This is a genomic window from Candidatus Protofrankia californiensis (assembly GCF_900634765.1).
In the GTDB taxonomy this organism is placed as follows: domain Bacteria; phylum Actinomycetota; class Actinomycetes; order Frankiales; family Frankiaceae; genus Protofrankia; species Protofrankia californiensis.
In genome coordinates, this window is record NZ_CAAAFT010000342.1 from 1 (window position 1) to 2,857 (window position 2,857).

The window sequence follows — 2,857 nt, forward strand, 5'->3', positions numbered from 1 at the left end:
GCGACCAGCGCCAGCCCGTCCAGGCCGGCGACGAGCTGACCCCACACCAGTGGCCAGCCGGACTCGGCGAACAGCACCCCCGCCAGCAGCAGGTATATCCCGACCCGGGCCGGAATCGACCGGACCCGTTTCTGGAGCCTGCCGGTCTCGGCGAGCGCGGCGTCGACCATCTCGAACGGAATGATCCTGGTCAGCTCGCCGAGATGGCCCGGCGCGAACCGGCCTCCGGCGACACGGACAGTGCGGGTGATGACAGAATCGGCGGACAGCGGAGCTCCCGGGAACACAGGGACGGTCTTGGCGGACAGCCCCTCCTACCGGAGCTCCGCTCCCCGTCTCCCCCCGACACGCCAAGCCCCACCGATCCTTGACACACCGTTGCCCCCACAAAGCGAACGCCCTTGGTACTAGTAGGACCGCCAGGGCCGCACCTATCCCGCGACTACCACCCGTAATAACCACCACGCTGCGCACCCGCAACCTCCCCCTCCTCAAGGCCGTGGACGCCGCTGCGGCCGCGGGCCGCAGCGGAAGCCGAGCTACGACACTGGCCGGGATGACGATCGAGAATCAGCCGCCCACATTTGATCATGAAGGTACGCCCCAGGCGACGCGGCCAGCCTCACGCCCGTCCAAGCACCGATTTCGATCAAGATGCGGACACCTCGAAGCCTGCCTCGTGGTGGGGATCACAACCGCCCGGGCCTGGATGCTGCCACTCCCTGATGCCCAGTCCCACGGACAAACGACGGACAAACGATCAAAGGCTCTGATCAGACCGATCTGATCAGAGCCTTAACCTGCCGATATGGGTGGAGGTGAGGGGACTCGAACCCCTGGCCTCCTCCGTGCGAGGGAGCATTTAGGTCCAAGTACATCAGTTTAATCAATCTTGCGTAACCATTAAAATGCTGGTCAGACGGTACTTTTCGTGCCGTCACATGCTGGCGGCTGCCAGGCGGTGCCGCCCTCGTCCGCGGACAAATTACGGACGGATGATCAGTGGAGCGGTGGTGGGCATGGGCTACGCGAAGAAGCGAAGCGGCAAGGACGGTAAGCCGCGGTACACGGCGTGCTACCTGGACCTGCGCGGCCAGTTGCGGTCGGCCGGGACGTTCACCACGAAGCGGGATGCGGACCGGGCCTGGCAGCGGGCGGAGGTCAAGCAGAGCGAGGGCCGCGTCGGCGACCCACGCCGTGGCCGGCAGACCTTCGGCGACTATGTCGAGGACACCTGGCTCCCCAACCACGTGATGGAACCGCGTACGCGCGAGACCTATCGGTACAACCTCAACGCGCACATCCTTCCCTGGTTCCGCAAGATGCGGATGGCCGAGATCATGCCGGCGGACGTGCGCGAGTGGGTGACCGACCAGGTCGACCGGGGGCTCGGCCCGAACGTCATCGACAAGAACATGACGATCCTCAGCGCGATTCTCACGACCGCGCTGAACGACCAGGTTACCTTCCTGCACGCATGCCGGGGCGTGAAGATTCCCGAAATACCGAAGAAGCCGCTGCAGATCATCACACCCGAACAATTCGATCTGATCTACGGGAAGCTGAACGACCCCGTCCTCCAACTCCTCGTCGAACTCGACATCGAGAGCGGGATGCGCTGGGGCGAGCTGACCGAACTGCGCCACCGCGACATCAACCTCACCACCGGAATCGTGACGGTCAGCCGGGCCGTGGTGGAGCTGAACCCGAAGGACCACCCGACCGGCGGCAGATTTCTCGTGCAGCAGTACCCGAAGGACAAGGAATATCGGCGTTTCAAGATCAGCAAAAAAGTAGTCGACGAGCTGCGTGAGTACATCCAGCTACGAGGGCTCGGACCGGACGATCTGCTGTTTCCCATGCCGGAGCAGGACAAGCCCGCAGCTCCCGTCAAGCCGTCCGGCGAGAACGAGATACTCGGGTTAACCGACCCGAACGCGAAAGGCCGCCAGTACCAGCACGGCACGATCACCGCCTACTCGATGGCGCCCTGCCGCTGTCAGCACTGCAGAAGCGCCTACGCGGCCTACCGGGCGAAGCGCCGTGCCGCGGGCAAGGACAACCCACGCAAGCCCCGCCGCCGACGCGGCACCGACGGTCACATCCCGGGCGACTGGTTCCGCAAACAGATCTGGCACCCGGCGGTGGCGGCGGCCGGGATCGGCCGACGGGTCCGTGTCCACGACTTGCGCCACGCCCACGCATCCTGGCTCCTCGCCGGCGGTGCGGACCTTCAGATCGTTAAGGAGCGCCTGGGTCATGGCTCCATCGCTACGACCCAACGCTACCTACACACGCTTCCCACTGCCGATGAGACAGCTCTCAACGCGCTCGACCGCATCCGCGGTCGCCGTCCTGCGTAAGTTCACGACTAGAGATTTACCGTATTCAAATTCTTCGCCGGATATGCGCACAGCGCGCTCGCAAACTCGCCGGGTCGTATTTCTCGGCAAAACATCTTTATCCGCCCAAGGACATAATCCCACCTCACCGTGGCGGTTCAGGAATCAGAAGTCGATCTTCTTGCGCAGTCGATGGTAGCGCCCCCATTCGTTGCGTTCCTTGGCTAGGCGTCCCGCGATGATCCCGGCATCGATGCCGAGCTGGTCTGCGAGGGCTCGGATGGAATCGAATGTTGTTACCGAGCGCAGGATCGCCGGATCTTGATGCCGTAGTAGGGTGTCGGCAGCGAATGCGTCGGCTTCGGTTTCGGCTCCGTCAGCGTTGTCGCCAGCGCCTTCGAGATGGATGAAGCTCTTGCGCTTGGGATACCGGACAATGTGGCTCTTCGCAGTTGGCCGGATTTTGTGTTCGGCTGATTACGCCGCCCGCGGGTGGGTGGTGACGGGGGATAGCC

At 63.9% G+C, this 2,857-nt stretch carries 2 protein-coding genes and 1 tRNA gene; 1 reads left to right on the forward strand and 2 read right to left on the reverse strand.

What is annotated here, in order from left to right; all coding sequences use genetic code 11:
* Positions 1–251, reverse strand: a 251-nt coding sequence (locus DD1DGNOD_RS17780) for a transposase domain-containing protein (RefSeq protein ID WP_346434345.1), incomplete at its 3' end; no start/stop codon positions are given.
* 562 nt (positions 252–813) lie between these two features.
* Positions 814–879 (reverse strand) — tRNA-Ser (locus tag DD1DGNOD_RS27220).
* Positions 880–1,019: 140 nt separating this feature from the next.
* Here DD1DGNOD_RS27220 and DD1DGNOD_RS17785 point away from each other — a divergent pair.
* Complete coding sequence (locus tag DD1DGNOD_RS17785) at positions 1,020–2,363, forward strand: tyrosine-type recombinase/integrase (protein WP_131770656.1); 1,344 nt, start codon at positions 1,020–1,022, stop codon at positions 2,361–2,363.
* The last annotated feature ends 494 nt before the right edge of the window (positions 2,364–2,857 follow it).